Source organism: Rahnella sikkimica, from assembly GCF_002951615.1.
GTDB classification, from domain to species: Bacteria; Pseudomonadota; Gammaproteobacteria; order Enterobacterales; family Enterobacteriaceae; genus Rahnella; species Rahnella sikkimica.
The window spans coordinates 2,090,683-2,110,792 of sequence record NZ_CP019062.1 but is presented as its reverse complement, the minus strand read 5'-3'; the positions used below and the strand labels follow the sequence as shown (position 1 = coordinate 2,110,792).

The window sequence follows — 20,110 nt, the reverse complement described above, 5'->3', positions numbered from 1 at the left end:
GGGTCAACCCGTTGTCTGTATAAAAGGGTCAACGGCGTCACAAACTTAAACCGATTACTTTGGGTTAGTGGTTCCATAAAGCGGTGCTAGCCTTTATTATCCTTGATCACTTTAGTCTGCGCCATGCACTTATTTGCGGCCAAGCACTTAAAACGGAAGTCATGTATCAACCTGTCGCGTTATTTATAGGCCTGCGCTACATGCGCGGGCGTGCTTCGGACCGCTTTGGGCGGTTTGTTTCCTGGTTATCCACTATTGGCATCACTCTCGGGGTGATGGCATTGGTGACCGTCTTGTCAGTGATGAACGGTTTTGAGAAGGATCTGGAAGGTAACATTCTGGGCCTGATGCCTCAGGCGCTGATCACCGCCCCCAACGGTTCAATCGACCCGCAGAAAATCACGCACGATCAGGTTTCCGCGCTGAAAAGCGTGAACCGCGCCGTGCCGCTGACCACCGGTGACGTGGTGCTGCAAAGCCCCGGCAACGTGGCGGTGGGCGTTATGCTCGGCGTCGATCCTGACCAGAAAGATCCGCTGGCTAAATACCTGATTGGTGTCGCCCAGCAGGAACTGCAACCGGGCAAATACAACATCATTCTCGGCGACCAGCTCGCGCAACAGCTCAAAGTCCGTCGTGGCGATCAACTGCGTCTGATGGTGACCAGCGTCAGCCAGTTCACGCCGGTCGGGCGCGTACCAAGCCAGCGTCTGTTTACCGTGATCGGGACATTCTCCGCCAACAGCGAAGTCGATGGTTACCAGATGCTGGTGAACATTCAGGACGCGTCGCGCCTGATGTTATATCCAAAAGGCAACGTGACCGGCTGGCGTTTATTCCTCGATAAACCGCTGGATGTCGATACCCTGAGTCAGCAAAAACTGCCGGACGGTACCAGCTGGAAAGACTGGCGCGAGCGCCGTGGGGAGCTGTTCCAGGCCGTACGCATGGAAAAAAATATGATGGGCTTGCTGCTCAGCCTGATCGTTGCCGTTGCCGCGTTTAACATTATTACGTCACTGGGTTTGCTGGTGATGGAGAAACAGGCGGAAGTGGCAATTCTGCAAACGCAGGGCTTGAGCCGCCGTCAGATTATGGCGCTGTTTATGGTGCAGGGCGCGAGTGCCGGGGTTATCGGCGCACTGCTTGGTGCCTTGCTCGGCGTGCTGCTCGCCACGCAGCTCAACTCGATTATGCCGGCCCTCGGTCTGATGCTGGATGGCGGTTCGCTACCTGTCGACATTGAACCGGTTCAGGTGGTGATCATCGCGATTGTGGCGATGGCTATCGCTTTATTGTCAACGCTTTACCCTTCCTGGCGCGCTGCTGCCACCCACCCCGCAGAGGCTTTACGTTATGAGTAATTCTTTATTATTGCAGTGTGACACCCTCTGTAAGACTTATCAGGAAGGCAAAATGCATACCGAGGTATTGCGCGACGTGAGTTTCGCGATGCAGCCGGGCGAGATGATGGCGATTGTCGGGACGTCCGGTTCCGGCAAAAGTACGTTGCTGCATTTGCTGGGCGGTCTGGATTCTCCGACGTCCGGCGAAGTGATTTTCAAAGGGAAGTCGCTGAACGCGATGTCTTCTTCGGCGAAGTCAGAACTGCGTAACCGCGAACTGGGCTTCATTTATCAGTTCCACCATTTGCTGCCGGATTTCACCGCGCTGGAAAACGTGGCGATGCCGCTGCTGATCGGCAAAAAGAAATCTGCGGAAGTGCAGGAACGCGCGATGGCGATGCTGGAAGCCGTGGGTTTACAGCATCGCAGCAATCACCGTCCTTCTGAGCTTTCCGGTGGCGAACGCCAGCGTGTGGCGATTGCCCGTGCGCTGGTCAATAATCCTTCTCTGGTGCTTGCGGATGAACCGACCGGTAACCTGGATCAGCGCAACGCCGACAGTATTTTTGAACTGCTGGGTGAGCTGAATGTACGTCAGGGCACGGCATTTCTGGTGGTAACGCATGATTTGCATCTGGCTAACCGTCTGACACGTCAGCTCGAAATGCGTGACGGCAAGCTGCAGCTGGATTCGATGTTGCTGGGAGCGAAGTAATGTCAGGCATTCCATTTTCTTTACTGATTGGTCTGCGGTTCAGCCGTGGCCGTCGTCGCAGCGGCATGGTGTCACTGATTTCAGTGATTTCAACGTTGGGGATCGCGCTGGGCGTGGCGGTACTGATCGTCGGGCTGAGTGCGATGAACGGTTTTGAGCGCGAACTGAAAGAACGTGTGCTGGCAGTGGTGCCGCACGGTGAAATCCGTCCGGTGAATCAGCCGTTTAACGACTGGCAGGGCGTCCTCGACCGCGTGGAAAAAGTCCCCGGTATTGTGGCTGCCGCGCCGTACATTCAGTTCAACGGGTTGATTGAACACGGTGCCAAACTGCGTGCTATCCAGCTGAAAGGCGTGGATCCGCAGAGCGAACCGCGTGTCAGCGCCGCACCGAAATTTGTGCAGAATAACGCCTGGCAAAACTTTAAAGCCGGGCAGCAGCAACTGATCCTCGGCAAAGGCGTGGCGGACGCGGTGGGCGTAAAACAGGGTGACTGGGTGACCGTGATGATCCCTAACAGTGACCCTGAAATGAAACTGTTGCAGCCAAAACGTATCCGTTTGCAGGTCGCCGGAATTTTACAACTCAGTGGCCAGCTTGATCACAGCCTCGGCATGGTGCCGCTGGCGGATGCGCAGCAATATCAGGACATGGGCACCAGCGTCACGGGCATTGATATCAAAGTCAATGACGTCTTTGCCGCGCAAAAACTGGTACACGACGCCGGTGAAGTGACGCAGTCTTACGTCTACATCAGTAGCTGGATTGGCACTTACGGCTATATGTACCGCGATATCCAGATGGTTCGCGCCATTATGTATATGGCGATGGTGCTGGTGATCGGCGTGGCCTGTTTCAACATCGTGTCGACGCTGGTAATGGCGGTAAAAGATAAAAGCAGCGATATTGCGATTTTGCGCACACTGGGCGCGAAAGATGGGCTTATCCGCGCTGTCTTCATCTGGTACGGTTTACTGGCAGGGCTGGTCGGCAGCGTCGCGGGCGTGGTGATTGGTGTGATTGCGTCATTCCAGCTCACCAATATCGTCAACGGTTTGCAAAAACTTACCGGCCATCAGTTCCTGTCCGGGGATATTTATTTCATCGACTTCCTGCCTTCAGAAGTTCACTGGCTGGATGTCGGAGGCGTGCTGTTAACCGCGCTGGTACTGAGTTTGGTGGCGAGCTGGTATCCGGCACGTCGCGCCAGCCGTATTGATCCCGCCCGCGTACTCAGTGGCGGCCAGTAACGATGATTCACGCAACACAATCTTTCAGACACAGAGAGTAAGGAGCACTTCATGCGCACACGTCATCGTCTGTGTCGGTTTCGCAAAAATAAACGTATCCGGCATCAGCGTTTCCGGTCGAATATTTTCCACCGTGATTCAATGGCAGCGGCCTCGCTGAAAAAGCCGTTTGTGGTGGTGCTGACCGGTGCCGGGATTTCCGCTGAATCGGGGATCCGCACTTTCCGCGCCGCCGATGGTTTGTGGGAAGAACACCGTGTGGAAGACGTGGCGACACCGGAAGGGTATCGCCGTGATCCGGAACTGGTGCAGCGTTTTTATAATGAACGCCGCCGCCAGTTGCAGTCGGAAGATCTTAAACCGAACGCCGCGCACTATGCGCTGGCGACGCTGGAAGAAGCGCTCGGCGATAACTTCCTGCTGGTGACGCAAAATATCGACAATCTGCATGAGCGCGCAGGCAGTTCCCGCGTGATCCACATGCACGGCGAGTTGCTCAAAGTGCGCTGTTCGCAGTCAGGCCAGATTCTGGACTGGCCGGGTGATTTAACCGTCGATGACCGCTGCCATTGCTGCCAGTTTCCTGCGCCGCTGCGGCCGCACATCGTCTGGTTTGGTGAAATGCCGCTCGGTATGGACGAAATCTACGATGCGCTGGCGAAGGCCGATTTCTTTGTGGCAATTGGCACCTCCGGGCATGTTTATCCGGCTGCCGGATTTGTTCACGAAGCGCGCATTGGCGGTGCCTGTGCCGTTGAGCTGAATCTGGAACCGAGTCAGGTTGAAAGCGAATTCGATATGAAACATTACGGGCTGGCAAGTGAAGTTGTCCCCGAGTTTGTGCATAAATTCCTGACCAAAAAAGATGAAGCCTGGCACTAATCCCCGCCATGCCTGACGTTATTGCCGCGCTGGCGATGCTCAATTCCCGCAATTTCCGGGAGTTCATCGCCAGTTGCAGCACCGGTAACGTTAGCGTTATTCATCTTTATCGCTAAAATTGCGCCCGCCCCGAAGAGTTATCCCGTTAAACTTGGTGAAAAATGACCTGACGCAATATTCACGGTTTTCATGCTGCGCATAATAAAACCCAGCCGCCAGAGGATACCTATATGGATAAGTTGCTTGATCGTTTTCTGAATTATGTTTCTTTCGATACCCAATCTAAGCCCAATGTTAAACATACGCCGAGCACCGACGGTCAGCTAAAGCTGGCGCAGGCGCTGCGTAATGAACTGACTGAACTGGGATTCTCACAAGTCACGCTCAGCGATAAAGGCTGCGTGATGGCAACGTTACCGGGCAATGTGGCCTGGAAAGTGCCGGTCATTGGCTTCATTTCTCATCTGGATACCGCCCCCGATTTCACCGCTAAACACGTTAATCCGCAGATTGTGGAAAACTACCGTGGCGGTGATATCGCGCTGGGAAATGGCGATGAAATTTTATCTCCGGTGATGTTCCCGGTTCTGCACCAGCTGCTCGGCCATACGATTATTACCACCGACGGCAAAACGCTGCTGGGGTCTGACGACAAATCCGGCATTGCCGAAATTATTACCGCGATGGTGAGGCTTAAAAACAGCAATATCGCGCACGGTCCTGTGCGTATTGCCTTTACGCCGGATGAAGAAATCGGCAAGGGCGCGCAGAGTTTCGATATTCCGGCCTTTGGCGCGGAATGGGCGTATACCGTGGACGGCGGCGGCGTGGGCGAGCTGGAGTTTGAAAACTTTAATGCCGCCTCGGCGACCATCAAAATTGTCGGCAACAACGTTCACCCCGGTAGTGCGAAAGGCGTGATGATCAATGCGCTGTCGCTGGCGACGCGTTTCCACCATGAACTGCCGGTGGAAGAAACGCCTGAACATACCGACGGTTACGAAGGTTTCTATCACCTGACCACCATCAAGGGCAACGTTGAGCGCGCGGAAATGCATTACATCATCCGTGATTTCGACAAAACGCAGTTCGAAGCCCGCAAACAGAAAATTATCGATATCGCGCACGTCGTGGGCAAAGGTCTGCACCGTGATTGTTATATCGAAGTGACGCTGGACGATCACTATTACAACATGCGCGACAAAGTGGCCCAGCATCCGCACATTATTGCGCTGGCGCAGCAGGCGATGAAAGACTGCGATATTGAGCCGATCATGAAGCCGATCCGCGGCGGAACCGACGGCGCACAGTTGTCTTTCCGCGGTTTACCTTGCCCGAACATTTTTACCGGCGGCTATAATTTCCATGGTAAACATGAGTTTGTGACGCTCGAAGGCATGGAAAAAGCGGTGTCCGTGATCATGCGTATCGCCGAGTTAACGGCGAAAGAAGCACTGAAACACTAAAGATTTCGTAAACAAATCGGCTATAACTGGCGGTTAAAAAAGGGGCGATGTCTGATGACATTGCCCCTTTCGTTTATGAATCAGCCGAGACGGTTAGTCGTTAAAGTACCAGTAACCGCTGTTCACCAGCGCGGAAAGCAGCGCCAGGAATGACGGATCATCCAGGGCATCGCCCAGCATTTCTTTGGTCACGGTTTTGTGACGTGCAATCGCGTCCACCGCACCGATATGCTCTGTGGTCATCGCTTCACCGTTGACGTAGCAAACGTCGCCGACGCGCAATACGCGCAGCCCGCCCAGACGTTCCAGTGTTTCCCCTGATCCGAGCAGCTCGTAAATTTCACCGGCCTGATAAGGCGGTTCTGGCGGAGCCAGATCCAGCTCGTGGCGCGACTGGGAAATAAACTCGCCAAACCAGCTGTTGAAGTGCGCCGGATTGCCAATCAGATCCAACATCATGCCGCGCAGTTTATCCAGTTCGGCAGGCTGAATTTCAGCAGGATGCTCACGTTCGACCAGATCCGGATCGGTGTAACGGTGGCTGCCCAGTTCGCGGGAAAGCACGAAGTCGGCGAAACCGCTGACCATTTCACGGGCATTCGGTGCGCGGAAGCCGACAGAGTAGTTAAGGGAATTTTCCAGTGAATAGCCATCGTGCGGGAAACCCGGCGGAATATAAACGATATCGCCCGGTTCAAGTTCTTCATCGATAATGGCTTCAAAGGGTTCAACCTGAAGCAGGTCAGGGTGCGGACAATGCTGTTTCATGGCGACTTTCTCACCCACGCGCCAGCGGCGACGACCCGTGCCCTGAATGATAAAGACGTCGTACTGATCCAGATGCGGGCCAACGCCGCCGCCCGGAACCGAGAAGGAAATCATCAGATCATCCATCCGCCAGTCAGGAATATGGCGGAACGGCGTCATCAGATGGGAAGACGGCTCGTGCCAGTGATCAACCGCCTGAACCAGTACTGACCAGCCATTTTCGCCCAGATGATCGTAGCTTTCGAAAGGCCCGTGGCTCACGTTCCAGCGCCCGTCCTGATTGCTGACCAGACGGCTGTCGACTTCGTTTTCCATCGCCAACCCCGCCAGCTCATCGGGAGAAATGGGATCGACGAAATTCTTAAAGCCGCGTTTTAGGACGACAGGACGTTTTTGCCAGTAGCGCTGAAGGAAATCGTTCCAGTCGAGGTCGAGTTGATAATCCATAATATATCCATGAGGGGAGGGAACTGTTAAGGATTATAACGGAAGGTGTTGCTGGTGCATTGGGCAATTACCCGCAAATTTAACGTTAAGTTTAAGAAAGCAGCAAATTTGCGGGTGAATGCATCAGCATTTTGATTTACGGGCGGTTACTCCAGTTCGATACCGTGCTGTAATCCGAAATGAACGTGCATGCTGGCACCGCCGAGCGGGCTGTCGCCGATGACGATTTTGCCGTCGTACTGCTCGATAATGTCATTGGCCAGCGAGAGGCCGAGGCCTTGTCCCGGACGCAGTGTGTCGGCGCGCTGCCCGCGCTGGAAGATCACTTCACGTTTGCTTTCCGGAATGCCGGGGCCATCGTCTTCAATCAATATCACCAGTTCATTTTCGGTATGGACGGCGCTGATTTCCACAAACTCCAGGCAATATTTACAGGCGTTATCGATGACATTACCCATGACTTCCATGAAGTCATTTTTCTCGCCGACAAAGGTAATTTCCGGCGAGATATCGACCGTAATCACCACGCCTTTGCGCTGATAGACTTTGTTGAGTGCAGAACATAATCCGTCAAGAATAGCGGGCACGGAATGCACTTCGCGGATCAGTAAATTCTGTTCTGAACGCAGCGTGGCGCGGTGCAGGTAATAACCAATCTGCTGAGAGATGCGGCTGATTTGTTCCAGCATGACCGGCTCGGCTTCTTCGATGGTCATCTGTTTGCCGTTGCGCAGCGCACGCAGCGTGGACTGCAACACTGCCAGCGGCGTTTTCAGGCTGTGCGTTAAATCCGCCAGCGTGGTGCGGTAGCGGTCATAACGGCCACGTTCGCCGTGCAGCAAAATATTGAGGTTCCGCACCAGCCCGCGCAGTTCTCGCGGAGGATTTTCATCGAGGGATTCACGCTCGTGGCTTTCCAGTTCTGCTACCTGATGAATCAACTGTTTGATTGGCCGGAGGCTCCAGTAAGCCGCCAGCCACAGCAGAGGAACTACCAGCAACAGGTTCGCCAGCAGGACATAACTGAACCATTCCCAGACCAGGTCCGAGCGCTGTAATTCCTGCGGGATCGTATCGACCACCACGATATTGAGCGCCGGTAAACGCGATGTGGCGTTGTACGTGTTCACCGCGATGGAGTGAGTCATCGCGTTGGCGTCAGTCTCGTCGTAGCTTTTCAGCTTATCCTGTGCTTTCGGGTTATTGCCCAGCACTTCGCTGCTGATTTGCGTGTCAGTATCCAGTTCGTAAAAGCCCGGTTTATTCATCCAGGCCTTATCGATGTGCGCTTCGAGCTCGGGGATCCGGCGTTCGGCCCACAGCAGATTACCTTCAGCGTCGTAAATGAATACCAGCGTCGGGGAATTAAGATCCAGATCGGGCGGCACGTTGATGGTCAGCTTGTTGTCACGCCACTGCGCCAGACTGAAGAATAAATTACTTTCGCCGCGCAGCAGACGGTAAGCGGTTTTGTCGAAACTCACCATATAGCCCACCACCGCCACCAGCCCGTAAGCCAGTGACAGTGCGAGTACGACTGCAGCGGTCGCCATCATAAAACGGACGCGAAGGGAGAAGGGTTTCTTGGTACGTCCTTTCATGGTGAGTCCTTTCGAAGCGAAAACAGGCATTTACGGGCGGATATCGAAACGATAACCCTGGCCGCGCACGGTGGTAATGACGTCAACCGGATGTTCGGCCTGGAGCTTTTTACGCAGACGCCCCATCAGCACGTCGACCGTGTGGCTTTCGCGCAGCTCGGCGTCCGGGTAAAGCTGAAGCATCAGGGAATCCTTGCTGACGACTTTACCAGCGTTGCGGATCAGGGTTTCAATAATGGTGTATTCGAACGCGGTCAGTTTGATCGGCTGTTCGTTGACGGTCAGTTCGCGGCGTGACAGGTCAATCTGGAACGGCTGAAGGGTGATGACCTGCGAGGCGAGGCCGCTGTTGCGGCGCATCAGCGCCTGCATACGGGCCAGAACTTCTTCGAGGTGGAAAGGTTTGGTGACGTAATCGTCAGCACCGGCTTCCAGCACGGCGACTTTGTCCTGCCAGCTTTCACGCGCGGTCAGCACTAAAATTGGCAAATTGGTCTGATGACTGCGCCAGCGGCGGATCAGGCTCAGGCCATCTTCGCCCGGCAGCCCCAGGTCAACAATCGCGATATCCGGCGCATGTTCGTGCAGGAAATAATCCGCCTCTTTGGCGTCTTCCGCCGCATCAACCTGATGACCCATTTCCCGCAGCTGTACCGAGAGGTGGTGACGCAGCAGTGCGTTATCTTCAATAACCAAAATTCGCATGGTAATTCCTTATTCTCAGTACACGGGAAATGATGAAAAAATTTATGCGCTTAAGTCTAAATGATCCTGAAAAATTTTAATCAACCCAGGTTCAACGCCATGCGCACAAACCTCAACAAAACATAAACGAATTATAAACGACCTGAGCCAGCACGAACATAAAATGTGAGACGGATAGCTGATTAAAATTACAAATACTGAGTCAGTCGGGTATCGGTTGCATTTTTGATAAACGTTCCGTCACTCAGCGAGCGCCTGATGCTTCCGTTTTCTTCAAACCTGGATAGCACCTTCTGCTTGGTGACCATGCTCATGAAGTCGGTCTTCCCGTGCGGGGGAAATGGCCTCTGTTTTAGAAGGATGAAGATTTTTCACAGTGACATTTTACCGCCGGGTTCACATATCAATGCCTCTGGACGGGGATATGGAACGTTTAAGATCGGGTTAAACGTTCGCGCGGGTATGAACCAAACGTGCCTGCATCACATTTGATTAAAAGCATAAGACATAAATGAAATATCAGAATATCTCAAGTGAATGGCAAGAATTATAAAGGTGGAAGGATCCTAATTTAATAAAAGAGGTGAATGCATGTCAGCGTTAACTGAAAGAATAACCAACAAAGAAAAGCTGGGTTTTGGATTAGGTGATGCGGCAAGTCATATCGTTTTTGATTCCTCTGTTGCCATTCTGGCTTACTTCTATACCAATATTTATGGACTTTCTCCTGCTGTCATGGGCACCCTGTTTTTAGTCGTTCGGGTACTTGATGCCATTACAGATCCCATCATGGGGGCGATCGCCGATCAAACCAAAAGTCGGTGGGGGCGTTTCCGCCCATGGTTACTGATTATTTGTGTGCCGTTTGCGGTGAGTTGTGTGCTGGTTTATTCCACGCCAGATTTCGGGCAAACCGCAAAAATTGTGTATGCCGTTCTGGCTTATATTTTCATGACCATCATGTACACAGCAATAAACATCCCTTACTGCTCATTAGGTGCGGCGATTACGGCCGATCCACAGGATAATCTTTCGCTTCAGTCATGGCGGTTTGCGATCGCACCGATCGGTGGCGCGATGGGAACGGCTTTAATCCTGCCTCTGGCAGATTTTATCGCACCGGGTGACCGTGCAACGGGTATGCAGTGGGCGATGGGCATCTTCGGTGTTATTGGTTGCCTGATGTTCCTCACCTGTTTCCTGACAACCCGTGAGCGAATTACGCCGGTGAAAGAAGATAATATGAATATCCTGCGTGATATGCGTATTCTCATGAAAAATGATCAGTGGCGTATTCTTTCCGTGTATAACCTCGCGATGCTTTGCGGCGTGGTAGTACGCGGTAGTCTGCTGGTCTATTTTGTGCAATATGTTCTGCATCAGGGGAGCGGTATAATTTCTCTATTTATGCTGGCAACCACTGTCGCCTCGGTATTTGGCAGTTTATTTGCCAAATCACTGGGCACATGGATGTGTAAAATCCGGGCCTCTGTGTGGGTTAACGTATTAAGTGCACTGGTAGGATTATTATTCTTTGTATTACCGACCGAATATTGGATCCCAGCATTTGTGGTTCATATTATTTTGAATTTATTACAGGGTATTAATGCACCGTTGCAATGGTCGATGATTACTGATGCCAATAACTATGGTGAATGGAAAACACAACGCCGTATCACGGGCATGAACATCGCAGCGAATATTTTTGTGATAAAACTTGGCGTGGCAATTGGTGGCGCACTGACGGGTTGGGGACTGGCTTGGTTTGGTTATCAGGCGGGGATGGAACAACAATCTGCGGAAGCAATTCGCGGTGTGCTGATTTTATTTACTGTATTACCCGCTATTTTCTACCTGATTACGGCGTTCTCAATTCGTTATTACCGTTTAACAGAAGACAAGATGAACGACATTATTGGCGATTTGCGTCAAAATAAGTTCCAGACTCAGAGTTAATCCGTATTACGGCAAAAAATTCACAGGCTTGCTAAAAATACACTGAAGCGCCCCGTTCTGAGGCGCTTCGGTGAAAGGGCAATCTTACTTCAGCTCGTCAACCATGGTGCTTGCGCGGCCAATGTAATTGCCCGGCGTCATGGCTTTCAGACGCACTTTCTCTTCTTCCGGTAATTCCAGAGAATCGATAAAGGCCTGCATTCCGGCTGCATCAACACGTTTACCGCGGGTCAGCTCTTTGAGCTTCTCGTAAGGTTTTTCGATGCCGTAACGACGCATCACGGTCTGGATTGGCTCAGCCAGTACTTCCCAGTTGTGATCCAGTTCGTTCGCCAGATTTGCTTCGTTCACTTCCAGCTTGCTGACGCCCTTCATCGTTGCCTGATATGCAATCAGCGCATAACCCAGACCCACGCCGAGGTTACGCAGTACGGTGGAGTCAGTCAGGTCGCGCTGCCAGCGGGAAACCGGCAGTTTGCTGGCCAGATGCTGCAACACCGCGTTGGACAAACCGAGGTTGCCTTCGGAGTTTTCGAAGTCGATCGGGTTAACTTTGTGCGGCATGGTGGAAGAACCGATTTCACCCGCAATGGTGCGCTGTTTGAAGTGGTTCAGGGCGATGTAACCCCAGATGTCGCGGTCAAAGTCGATCAGGATGGTGTTGAAACGCGCCACGCAGTCAAACAGTTCGGCGATGTAGTCGTGCGGCTCGATCTGTGTGGTGTACGGGTTCCAGTTGATGCCCAGAGAAGTCACGAACTCTTCGCTGAATTTATGCCAGTCCACTTCCGGGTACGCCACAATGTGGGCATTGTAGTTGCCGACGGCACCGTTGATTTTGCCGAGGATTTCGACGTTTTGCAGCTGTCTGAACTGGCGATCCATACGGTAGGCGACGTTAGCCAGCTCTTTACCGATAGTGGATGGCGTCGCAGGCTGGCCGTGGGTACGCGAAAGCAGCGGAATATCACGGTGCTTGTGCGCGAGATCTTTAATCGCATCAATGATCTGTTTCCAGTACGGCAACACCACGTCCTGACGTGCGGTTTGCAGCATCAGCGCGTGAGACAGGTTATTGATGTCTTCAGAGGTACAGGCAAAGTGAATGAACTCGGACACCGCGTGCAGGGCAGGGGTACCGGCCACTTTTTCTTTCAGGAAATACTCAACCGCTTTGACGTCATGGTTGGTGGTTTTTTCGATATCTTTAATGCGCTGAGCGTCATTCACATCAAAATTAGCCACTAACTGGTCGAGGAAAGCGTTTGCGTCGGCATCAAAAGCAGGAACTTCCTTGATTTCTGCACAGGCTGCCAGTTTTTGCAGCCAACGCACTTCAACCTGCACACGGAATTTCAGCAGGCCAAATTCGCTGAAAATAGTACGCAGCGCGCTGACTTTATCACCGTAGCGTCCATCAACGGGGGAAACGGCGGTCAGTGAGGATAATTCCATCGGTAGCAACTCCTGGGGTCTTATTAACAATGAGCGAGAATACTTTTCGCCTGTTCAAACAAGCGATTACGGGAAAACATCAGTTGCAGGCGTCCACCGCCCACCTGGTGCCACAGCACGGCGGAACGGATACCGGCCAGTAAAATAGCGCGGACTTTCGCCTGAACCTGCGAATTTTGTAAAATTGTCGGTGAGCCGGTGACCTGAATGCGCGGGCCTGCCGGGCTGACGACGTCGACATAAATCGAGGCCAGCGAGCTTATCATCGTGTCGGATTCGAGCTCGAAATGCGCCAGCTGGCGGTCGAGCTGATCGATACGTTCACCGAGCTGATTCATGGCGGCTTTATTGGCATAGAGCTTGCGCTCAAGCACCATCAGGCTCAACGCGTAACGCGTTAACTCAGCGCCCGGTCCCTGACGGTTGGCGTTCAGCACGCCCAGCAGCGTTTCCAGACCCATCTTCAAATTCGCTTCATTATTACCGTACACCGCCAGCGTGGAGGCCGGATTCATCTCCAGCAGGCTGCGCAGTGACACTGACATTTCTTCCTGAGCGCAATTGCCTTCATGGGCAAGTTGCTGAACCAGGCGCGCTGCCTGACAGATCCCCGCCAACGCCAGCGTAATGTCATAATAATTTTTAGCCACGTTTACTCCTGTAAGCGTTTTGAAACGATGAGACGCAGTGACAAAGAAGATAGCCCAAACTAATGGCGACAGATCATGCCATAAAACTGACCCTAAACACAGTTCGGAATCAGTGCAGACTGTCACAGGCGGGCAGAAAAAAAGCGGGACGCCCGAAAGCGTCCCGTTTTCATACACCTGTTGGCGCAGTATCAGGCCTGAAGCGGCAGACGCTGCTCAATGACGCCGCCGCCGAGGCAGATTTCGCCAAGATAAAACACGGCAGACTGACCCGGTGTGACGGCAGCAACCGGCGCGTCAAAGCGCACTTCAATGCGGTCTTCGCCCAGCGGCGTGACGACGCACGGAATGTCTTCCTGACGGTAACGGGTTTTAACCGTACACGTCAGCGGCGCGGTCAGCGGTTTGCGTTCTACCCAGTGCAGCTGTTGTGCAATCAGCCCGACGGACATCAGACGCGGATGTTCATGGCCCTGAGCGACGTACAGAATGTTGTTTTCCACATCCTTTTCAACGGTGTACCACGGCTCTTCGCTGCCTTCTTTCTGGCCGCCGATGCCCAGACCTTTGCGCTGGCCTAGCGTGTGGTACATCAGCCCCTGATGTTGCCCCATCACCTGACCATCAACGCTTTTGATCACGCCAGGCTGTGCCGGCAGATAGCGGCCCAGGAAATCGCGGAATTTACGCTCACCGATAAAACAAATGCCGGTGGAGTCTTTTTTCTTGGCGGTGATGAGATCGAGCTCTTCGGCGATGCGGCGCACCTCTGGTTTTTCCAGCTCACCGACAGGGAACAGGCTTTGTGCAACCTGTTCGTGTCCCAGCGTGTAGAGGAAATAGCTTTGATCTTTATTGCCATCGACGCCGCGCAGCAGGTGGCTGATGCCGTCGATATCCTGGCGGCGCACGTAGTGACCGGTCGCGATGTAATCCGCGCCCAGATCCTCCGCCGCAAATTCCAGGAAGGCTTTGAATTTGATCTCTTTGTTGCACAGGATATCCGGGTTTGGCGTGCGTCCGGCTTTGTATTCCTCGAGGAATAATTCGAACACGTTGTCCCAATATTCCGCCGCGAAATTCACGGTGTGCAGTTCGATACCCAGCTTGTCGCACACGGCCTGCGCGTCGGCAAGATCGGTGGCTGCTGTGCAATATTCTTCGTCATCATCCTCTTCCCAATTTTTCATGAAGAGGCCCTCGACCTGGTAACCCTGCTGTTGCAGAAGGTACGCAGAGACTGAGGAATCGACACCGCCGGACATCCCGACGATCACTTTTTTCTGGCTGTTGTCAGACATAATTGTCCCGAAACATATGAATTAATTGTCCGGTACTGACGGTGTTTTTCTGATGCTTGTCCCACGAGGATGAAGGCCGCGCGCAACAAAAACACCACAGAAACCCGAACAGAGAGGTACTACATCAATACTGAAGCGCGAAATTTTATCACGTCAGGCCGGTTGCTGCATCGCTGATTCCAAGCCGTGCAACAACCGGACGAGTGGCTTTTGCTGCGCGGGGGGCAGCGCGGTTACTCCGGCAAATTAAAATTGCGCAGGATTTCCAGAGGGTAACGCGGAGATTCCTGATAACAACGGATGCTTTCCGCCACCAGCGGCGAGCGCAACTGAGCCGAGCCGATAATTTCTTCGGCAGTGACCCAGCGGCACTGATCGATATCGGCATCCTGCGGCGCAGTGTCCAGAATTTCCGGTAAATCAATCACAAACGCGAAACGCAGAAACGGCGTGCCGTCCGGCGCCTGCCATTGATGCAGCCCGAGAAAAGACTGCGGTTCGGCGTGAATACCGGTTTCTTCGTACAGTTCACGTTTTGCTGCGCTGACCAGCGTTTCGTCCGCTTCGAGATGGCCAGCAGGTTGGTTCCAGGTCACTTTCCCGTGAATGGTTTCTTCAACAACCAGAAACTTTCCCTGTGCCTGAACGACGCAGGCGACGGTGACGTGCGGTTTAAACATGCGGGATCTCCTTCCATTGACCGGGTTGTAAGTCGCCGAGGGAAAATTCGCCCATGCTGTAACGGATCAGGCGTAACGTCGGGAAACCGACATGCGCCGTCATGCGACGAACCTGACGGTTCCTTCCCTCGTACAATGTAATTTTCAGCCAGGCTGTCGGGATGGCTTTTCGTTCGCGGATTGGCGGATTGCGTGCCCAGATCCATTCCGGCTCATCGACAATTTCTGCACCGGCGGGCAGGGTAGGGCCATCTTTCAGCGTGATACCGTGGCGTAATGCTTCGACGGCAGCGGTATCCGGCTCTCCCTCGACCTGCACGTAGTAAATCTTGCCGGTGCGTTTACCTGGCTGTGTCAGTGCAGCTTGCAGTTTGCCATCGTTGGTCAGCACCAGTAAACCTTCGCTGTCCCGGTCAAGGCGTCCGGCGGCATAAACATCTGTTAATGAAATGTAATCTTTAAGTGTGGCCCGACCCGCCTCATCAGTGAATTGTGGCAGTACATCAAACGGTTTATTGAAAAGAATCACCTTTCTCGGCCCTTTTGGGGCAGATTGTTCTTTGGCAGGCCTTTTGCTGAAACGTTTAACGTGGTGATTTTTAAAAGATAGCGGGTTCATAGGCATTGAAGTTAGAGAGAATTAGCGCATTATACTTGAAAAATGTTTCGGATTGGCTAGCGAGAAATATTCGAGTAATATCGATCGGCATCTTACAAATTTTTAACAAAAATGCGCTCGAAGGAGAGGTTAATGGAAAGCAAAGTCGTTGTTCCGGCTGAAGGTAAAAAGATTACAGTAGACGCTCAGGGTAAACTGGTCATTCCTAATAATCCTGTTATCCCATTCATTGAAGGTGATGGCATCGGTGTTGACGTGACGCCTGCCATGATCAAAGTCGTTGATGCGGCTGTTCAGAAAGCCTACAAAGGCGAGCGTAAAATCTCCTGGATGGAAATCTACACCGGCGAGAAATCCGTAGAACTGTACGGCAAGGACGTATGGCTACCAGAAGAAACTCTGGACCTGATCCGTGACTACCGTGTTGCTATCAAAGGCCCACTGACCACTCCGGTTGGCGGCGGCATTCGCTCCCTGAACGTGGCACTTCGCCAGCAACTCGACCTGTACATCTGTCTGCGTCCGGTTCGTTATTACACCGGCACACCAAGCCCGGTGAAGCGTCCTGAAGATACCGACATGGTGATCTTCCGTGAAAACTCCGAAGATATCTACGCAGGTATCGAGTGGAAAGCCGGTTCTGCTGAAGCAGACAAAGTCATCAAATTCCTGCAAGACGAAATGGGCGTGAAGAAAATCCGTTTCCCACAGGAATGTGGTATCGGTATCAAACCTTGCTCCGAAGAAGGGACCAAACGTCTGGTTCGTGCGGCGATTGAATACACCATCACCAACGACCGCGATTCACTGACTTTGGTTCACAAAGGCAACATCATGAAGTTCACCGAAGGTGCCTTCAAGGATTGGGGCTACCAGCTGGCGCGTGAAGAGTTCGGCGGTGAGCTGATCGACGGCGGCCCTTGGGTTAAAATCAAGAACCCGAACAACGGCAAAGACATCATCATCAAAGACGTTATTGCTGATGCATTCCTGCAACAGATCCTGCTGCGTCCGGCTGAATACGACGTAATCGCCTGTATGAACCTGAACGGTGACTACATCTCCGACGCCCTGGCGGCGCAGGTTGGCGGCATCGGTATCGCACCGGGTGCAAACATTGGTTCTGATTGCGCACTGTTCGAAGCCACTCACGGTACTGCACCGAAATATGCCGGTCAGGACAAAGTGAACCCGGGTTCAATCATTCTGTCCGCAGAAATGATGCTGCGTCATATGGAATGGTTCGAAGCCGCAGACCTGATCGTCAAAGGCATGGAAGGCGCAATCGCGGCTAAAACTGTGACTTACGATTTCGAACGTCTGATGGAAGGCGCTAAGCTGCGTAAATGTAGCGAGTTTGCCGACGACATGATCGCCAATATGTAATTTCAGTTCGCTGAAACAGATGAACGGGAGCTTGATGCTCCCGTTTTTTTATGGCTGGCAGATGTAAAAGGAAGGTCTAGCTGAGCGGTTTTTGCGGCAGGTTATCGTCCTTGTCTTACAGCCTGCCTTCGTAACCCACCAGAAAAAATGCTCTGGAGGGATGCTTCGCGCTGGCGAAAAAAAACTCGGCCACCCGCTCTTTACCCCGGCGGATAAACCGCATTTCACCAGAATATGAGATTTTGTTGAACGCCAAAAAAACATCAATAATTTGAGTTAAGCATTGCAGATGTGTTGCTTTATTTTGTCTGGGAATCATAAAGATACGGGGTTATTTTCTCTGTCATATTGTGCATCGCTGGCTGCGGTGTTAAATATGAGCGACTTTTTACCACAGGACGAACCTCTTGTTGCGTTCACTCCTCTCCAGCTCCCTGTTCCGTATTGATCTTCGACGCCTGATCCTGATTTTAGCTGTAATGAGCGCTTTCGTGACCTTAGCGAACAGCTTTTATGCCAGCTACCGCGTTCAGCGTCAGTTGCTGATAGACAATACGCTCGAAGAAAATCGCGTTTATGCGACGAAACTGGCGGCCAGCACCGAACAGTTTATCAAAAGCATGCAAAAGCAACTGGCCTACAGCGCAGTGATAGCGGCAAGCCACTTTGACGATCCTGCTGTTCTTCAGTCCGAAACCGCACGCCTCAAATATCAGACGGACAGCTTCAATTCCGTGGTGATCACCAATTCGCAGGGAAAGGTGCTGGCGACTTCGCCGGATAGCCTGCAATTGGTCGGGCATGTTCTTACGACGCAGGGTGCGCTTGAAGCCCTGAAAGAAAGGCGTCCGCTGATCAGCAAACCTTACATTTCTGCCGCCCAAAATTTGGTCATTGTCATTTCAACGCCTGTCTTCACCGCTGATGGGAAATACCTTGGGTATATCGGCGGAACCATCTATCTGAAGCAGAAAAGCATCTTGAATGAACTGTTAGGCGAACATTTTTATCGTGACGGTTCATACATTACGGTGCTCGACGAAGACCGGCGCATTCTTTATCACCGTGATCCCAACCGTATTGGTGAGGTGATGCCGCCGCGTCCGATGACTGAAGTGGTCAAAACCGCCACCAACGGCAGCCTGATGGTGGAAGGGGCTGCGGGAGAAATGCTGGCAGGCTATGCGGTTGTGCCTTCTTCGGGCTGGGATATTGTGACGTTACGCCCAACCGATGCCACGCTGAAACCGCTCGATGGTCTGATGGTCAAGGTGCTTAAACACCTGACGCCGCTGGCCGTTCTGACATTAATTTTTGTCTGGCTGTTCTCGCGACTGATTGCCCGTCCGCTGTGGTTGCTGGCGCGAAATGCAAATGAAATGGATAACCCGGATGTATCCCTCAATATCCGCGATATCCCCTCGTGGTACTTCGAATCTAACCAGCTGAAACGTGCGCTGTTGATTGGCATCAGTTTGCTGCAGAAAAAGATCGGGAAGCTGAAATTTGAAGCGCAAACTGACCCGATGACCGGGTTGTTCAACCGGCGCGGGCTGGCCATGACACTGGAGTCTGTGGCACAGGTGCGTCAGCAATTTTCAGTGATTGCTCTGGATATCGATGACTTCAAATCTATCAACGATTCCTATGGTCATGATGTCGGCGATGAAGTGATCAAATCAATGGCGGAACAGATTCGCCATAATGCGCGGGAAACTGACATTTTGTGCCGGGTTGGCGGAGAGGAATTTCTCGTCCTGCTGCCGCGTACGGCGCTGGCTGAAGCCGAAATGATTGCTGAACGTCTGCGTGAAAATGTTGAAAGTCTGGTGCTGCCGGGTATCCGGCCAATCACTATTTCTCTGGGCGTGGCGCACTGGCATTATTTGCAGGGCGAACCGGACACGTCGCTGAAAAGGGCTGACGAAGCGCTGTATAAAGCGAAACAGGATGGCCGCAACCGCGTTGTGGTCTCACTGGAATAATTTTTGACGTGATATCAGGGCATTAATCTGCCCTGATTTTTATGGCTTATTTGGCTGTCGCCGCCTGCTGCTTCTTTTCCTGCGCCGCAAGATGATGTCCGATAGCGCAACCGGCTACTGCACCGATGACCGCGTGATGTTTCAGATGCCCCGCCACACCGCCAACGACTGCGCCTTTGATGCAACCTGCCGCCTGGGCGAATGAGCTCATCAAAAACATGCTGCAAATGACGACGCCAAAGATTGTTTTTTTCACCTGATTTCCCCTCAATGAACAATTAATGCTGTCGCAGAAAATGTCATAACAGGCGCTGGCTTGTCATTTTGCTATCTGTAAGCAGGTGCTGCCGCTGTTACGCATGTCGCCCGAAAAGCCGTGTGCTGCAGGGGATTTAGGTTAAGTTCTGGTTACAACTGCTTAAGCGGTTAATGGCTCATTGAGCAAAGGTTTACTTTGCTCCCCGGCGGTCAGGCTCTTCACTTTTTTTAAGTCTGCTAAACTTAATGTCAGTAACCTGCGGGGGCATTTTCTCCGCTATATCCGGTTATTTTCCACCCGTGAAGAAGGATGCCGCTATGACGCATCAAGAACAATTGCAGGCCCTGATGGTTCGCATTGACGCGCTGGAACAACGTGAAAGACAACTGACTTATGCTTCAAATGCCTATCAGGCAATTCTGACCACATTGCTGGGTATTCTCGATAAACCGACGCGCGATCGCGTGATCAACATGGTTGATCAGGCACATGATCTGGCTTATGCCAAAGCAAATCTGGAGCAGAAAGGGAATATTCTCGGCGCCGATGACATTACGCAGCGTATTTTTTTATTCGCGCAAGGACGTGCAGCGCAGTCTAAGTGACGGTAATCCTATGACTTATTCGTGACTCGTTGTC

General features: G+C 52.5%; 18 protein-coding genes. 9 read left to right on the top strand and 9 right to left on the bottom strand.

The window, feature by feature from the left end; translation table 11 throughout:
* The first annotated feature begins 161 nt into the window (after nt 1-161).
* From lolC to pepT, 5 genes are all read left to right on the top strand, one after another.
* Nucleotides 162-1,364 carry a lipoprotein-releasing ABC transporter permease subunit LolC gene (gene lolC, locus BV494_RS09655; protein ID WP_104922680.1) on the top strand — a complete coding sequence of 401 codons (1,203 nt, stop codon included), beginning with the start codon at nt 162-164 and terminating at the stop codon, nt 1,362-1,364.
* On the top strand, nt 1,357-2,061 hold the full coding sequence (lolD, locus tag BV494_RS09650; protein ID WP_104922679.1) for a lipoprotein-releasing ABC transporter ATP-binding protein LolD: 705 nt from the start codon (nt 1,357-1,359) through the stop codon (nt 2,059-2,061). The genes lolC and lolD overlap by 8 nt, the downstream gene beginning before the upstream one ends.
* The gene (gene lolE, locus BV494_RS09645; RefSeq protein WP_104922678.1) at nt 2,061-3,311 is read left to right on the top strand and encodes a lipoprotein-releasing ABC transporter permease subunit LolE; all 1,251 of its coding nucleotides are present in this window, start codon (nt 2,061-2,063) and stop codon (nt 3,309-3,311) included. Before lolD ends, lolE begins: the two co-directional genes overlap by 1 nt.
* 51 nt (nt 3,312-3,362) lie before the next feature.
* On the top strand, nt 3,363-4,193 hold the full coding sequence (gene cobB, locus BV494_RS09640; protein ID WP_104922677.1) for a Sir2 family NAD+-dependent deacetylase: 831 nt from the start codon (nt 3,363-3,365) through the stop codon (nt 4,191-4,193).
* A 230-nt stretch (nt 4,194-4,423) separates the two neighbouring features.
* Nucleotides 4,424-5,659, top strand: coding sequence for a peptidase T (gene pepT, locus BV494_RS09635; protein WP_104922676.1), 1,236 nt, complete (start codon nt 4,424-4,426; stop codon nt 5,657-5,659).
* A 93-nt stretch (nt 5,660-5,752) separates the two neighbouring features.
* Here the strand turns inward: pepT and BV494_RS09630 are convergent, their stop codons facing one another.
* The 3 genes from BV494_RS09630 to phoP form a co-directional block, all read right to left on the bottom strand.
* Nucleotides 5,753-6,874: a ribosomal protein uL16 3-hydroxylase gene (locus BV494_RS09630; protein ID WP_104922675.1), complete on the bottom strand. Its 1,122-nt coding sequence runs from the start codon at nt 6,872-6,874 to the stop codon at nt 5,753-5,755.
* A 146-nt stretch (nt 6,875-7,020) separates the two neighbouring features.
* Complete coding sequence (gene phoQ / locus BV494_RS09625) at nt 7,021-8,475, bottom strand: two-component system sensor histidine kinase PhoQ (RefSeq protein ID WP_104922674.1); 1,455 nt, start codon at nt 8,473-8,475, stop codon at nt 7,021-7,023.
* A gap of 30 nt (nt 8,476-8,505) precedes the next feature.
* On the bottom strand, nt 8,506-9,180 hold the full coding sequence (phoP, locus tag BV494_RS09620) for a two-component system response regulator PhoP (RefSeq protein ID WP_095921366.1): 675 nt from the start codon (nt 9,178-9,180) through the stop codon (nt 8,506-8,508).
* 591 nt (nt 9,181-9,771) lie between these two features.
* On the opposite strand from phoP, the gene BV494_RS09615 reads away from it, so the two are divergent.
* Entirely contained in the window at nt 9,772-11,136 is a 1,365-nt protein-coding gene (locus tag BV494_RS09615; protein WP_104922673.1) for a glycoside-pentoside-hexuronide (GPH):cation symporter, read from the top strand.
* 84 nt (nt 11,137-11,220) lie between these two features.
* On the opposite strand, the gene purB is transcribed toward BV494_RS09615, so the two are convergent.
* The 5 genes from purB to rluE form a co-directional block, all read right to left on the bottom strand.
* Entirely contained in the window at nt 11,221-12,591 is a 1,371-nt protein-coding gene (gene purB, locus BV494_RS09610; RefSeq protein ID WP_104922672.1) for an adenylosuccinate lyase, read from the bottom strand.
* Between the two features lie 23 nt (nt 12,592-12,614).
* A complete protein-coding gene (hflD, locus tag BV494_RS09605; RefSeq protein ID WP_104922671.1) occupies nt 12,615-13,241 on the bottom strand; it encodes a high frequency lysogenization protein HflD in 627 nt (208 codons plus the stop codon).
* A gap of 191 nt (nt 13,242-13,432) precedes the next feature.
* A complete protein-coding gene (gene mnmA / locus BV494_RS09600) occupies nt 13,433-14,542 on the bottom strand; it encodes a tRNA 2-thiouridine(34) synthase MnmA (protein WP_104922670.1) in 1,110 nt (369 codons plus the stop codon).
* 233 nt (nt 14,543-14,775) lie between these two features.
* The gene (locus BV494_RS09595) at nt 14,776-15,222 is read right to left on the bottom strand and encodes an NUDIX hydrolase (RefSeq protein WP_104922669.1); all 447 of its coding nucleotides are present in this window, start codon (nt 15,220-15,222) and stop codon (nt 14,776-14,778) included.
* On the bottom strand, nt 15,215-15,841 hold the full coding sequence (gene rluE, locus BV494_RS09590) for a 23S rRNA pseudouridine(2457) synthase RluE (RefSeq protein WP_104922668.1): 627 nt from the start codon (nt 15,839-15,841) through the stop codon (nt 15,215-15,217). Before rluE ends, BV494_RS09595 begins: the two co-directional genes overlap by 8 nt.
* Nucleotides 15,842-15,973: 132 nt before the next feature.
* On the opposite strand from rluE, the gene icd reads away from it, so the two are divergent.
* A complete protein-coding gene (gene icd / locus BV494_RS09580; protein WP_056778851.1) occupies nt 15,974-17,227 on the top strand; it encodes an NADP-dependent isocitrate dehydrogenase in 1,254 nt (417 codons plus the stop codon).
* Between the two features lie 479 nt (nt 17,228-17,706).
* Nucleotides 17,707-19,212, top strand: coding sequence for a sensor domain-containing diguanylate cyclase (locus tag BV494_RS09570; protein ID WP_104924764.1), 1,506 nt, complete (start codon nt 17,707-17,709; stop codon nt 19,210-19,212).
* A 46-nt stretch (nt 19,213-19,258) separates the two neighbouring features.
* Here the strand turns inward: BV494_RS09570 and BV494_RS09565 are convergent, their stop codons facing one another.
* Nucleotides 19,259-19,468, bottom strand: coding sequence for a hypothetical protein (locus tag BV494_RS09565; protein ID WP_104922666.1), 210 nt, complete (start codon nt 19,466-19,468; stop codon nt 19,259-19,261).
* A gap of 320 nt (nt 19,469-19,788) precedes the next feature.
* Here BV494_RS09565 and BV494_RS09560 point away from each other — a divergent pair, with 320 nt between their 5' ends.
* Nucleotides 19,789-20,076, top strand: a complete 288-nt coding sequence (locus tag BV494_RS09560; RefSeq protein WP_104922665.1) for a hypothetical protein — start codon at nt 19,789-19,791, stop codon at nt 20,074-20,076.
* Nucleotides 20,077-20,110 lie beyond the last annotated feature (34 nt).